The sequence below is a fragment of the Streptomyces sp. WELS2 genome (genome assembly GCF_013870595.1).
Classification (GTDB): Bacteria; Actinomycetota; Actinomycetes; order Streptomycetales; family Streptomycetaceae; genus Streptomyces.
In genome coordinates this window covers 1-1,321 of the sequence record NZ_JACBWZ010001256.1, presented here as the reverse complement: position 1 = coordinate 1,321, position 1,321 = coordinate 1, and the positions used below count along the sequence as shown (strand labels likewise).

Sequence of the window (1,321 nt, the reverse complement as noted above, 5' to 3'; positions counted from 1 at the left end):
CCCCGTACCCGGTGGGCAGGCCGGGCGCGTCCAGCAGTTCGCGGTCGCGGGGCTGGGTCAGGCGGGTGCGGGCCGCGTCCGGGGTGAGCCAGAGGATGCGGTCCACCTCGGTGTTCGGGGTGAAGCGGCCGGAAACCGCCTCGGCGGCCCAGTAGCGCACCCGTTTGAAGCGGCCGCCTGCCGAATAGCAGACGGAGGGCAGTTCCGCGCCGGGCTCGGCGGTGTACCCGGTCTCCTCGGCGACCTCGCGCAGCGCCCCGGCGAGCGGGTCCTCGCCCCGCTTCAGCTTGCCCTTGGGGTGCGACCAGTCGTCGTACTCGGGCCGGTGGACGAGACAGATCTCCAGGGCGCCGGTGAGCGGCGAGCGGCGCCACAGGACGCAGCCGGCCGCCTGGACCACGGTATCGGGCACGCCGTATTCCTCCCCGCTCAGCGCGCGTCGACGGTCTGCTTCTGCCAGGCCTGCTGGAACGCGAACCGGGCCGCCTCCACCTCGTGCCGCTGGTCGGCGTGGAGCACGCCGAGGGCGTAGGCGGTGGCCGGGGTGATCCGGGGCGTACGGGCCGCCTGGGCCGCGGCCGCCGCCGCCTCCGAGGCGTCCCGGTGCCGGTTCAGCGCCTGCCCCGCCGTCAGCAGCCGTACGTCCAGCGGGGCGTCGCCGCCGTGCAGCACCTCGCGGGCGTACCGGTACAGCCGCAGCAGCAGCCGGACCTGGTGCCAGGGGCCGTCCTGGGGGTGCGGGGACGGCTCCGGGGACAGGCCGTGGACCAGTGCCTCCGCGTTGTAGGGGTGGCCGGCGGTGACCAGGGGCAGCGCGGCCACGGCGTCCGTGAGGCGCTCCTCGGCGGCTGCGGCCAGCGGGCCCAGGCCGGTGCCGGGCGCGGCCGGGGTGAGGGGGACCTCGCTGGCCAGTACGGCGACCTTGTCGGCCACCGCGTGGAAGCGGGAGGAGCCGAGGGCCTGGAGCGCCGTGGAGTGGGCCCTGGTCCGGGCCAGGGTGAGCTGGCGTTCCAGCAGGGCACCGGCCTTGGCCGCGCCGACGGTGAGGGTGCCGCGCTCCGGCGGGGCCGTGGCGTACGCCCCTCCGCCGGGGTTCGCCGCCTTCCCGGGCAGGGCACGGCCGCCGGCCGCCAACGCGTCGACCGCCTGCACGGGCAGCGCCGTCACCCCGGACAGCCGGTGCAGCGCCAGCAACAGCCGCTCCAGGCGGGCCTGGTAGGCGTGTTCCAGGCCCAGCGTGCCGGACAGCCAGGCCAGTTCGGGGCGCATCTCCTCGGACCAGTCGGCGTCGAGGAGCGGGCGGAAGGTGTGCAGGCTGCCG

The 1,321-nt window shown here is 76.5% G+C and carries 2 protein-coding genes; both read right to left on the bottom strand.

The features are described 5' to 3' along the window. Positions 1–412 (bottom strand): NUDIX hydrolase (locus H5J33_RS35505; RefSeq protein WP_181798756.1); only part of this gene is annotated, 412 nt, incomplete at its 3' end. A gap of 17 nt (positions 413–429) precedes the next feature. Further along, on the bottom strand, positions 430–1,321 hold an 892-nt coding region (locus H5J33_RS35500), incomplete at its 5' end, for a CHAD domain-containing protein (RefSeq protein ID WP_181798755.1).